Source organism: Anoxybacillus sp. LAT27 (assembly GCF_022030075.1).
GTDB classification, from domain to species: domain Bacteria; phylum Bacillota; class Bacilli; order Bacillales; family Anoxybacillaceae; genus Anoxybacillus; species Anoxybacillus kestanbolensis.
The window spans coordinates 1-231 of the sequence record NZ_JAIWYK010000324.1; the positions used below are offsets into that span (position 1 = coordinate 1).

Here is a 231-nt window from a genome sequence, read left to right on the forward strand (position 1 = left end):
TGCGTTTGCGGGAGATCAGGACTACTACTACATGAATCGCTCTGAACTTGGCTCGGGCGACTATCTCTATCGAAACCAACCCATGCGGCGCGATCCCGTTTTCGATCAATTCCGGACGGTTGATCTAGGAATCAACCTCGGGATTGGGTCTGATTGCGGGCGCGTTGATTTCAAGAACACGCTCCAAGCCACTCTCCGGAACATTCTCGACAGTCGCTACTTCGGCGATAT

Annotated in this window: 1 protein-coding gene; it reads left to right on the top strand. The window is 52.8% G+C overall.

The features are described from left to right. Positions 1–31: 31 nt before the first annotated feature. A partial coding sequence (locus LD028_RS09655; RefSeq protein WP_237811692.1) for a hypothetical protein occupies positions 32–231 on the top strand: 200 nt, incomplete at its 3' end.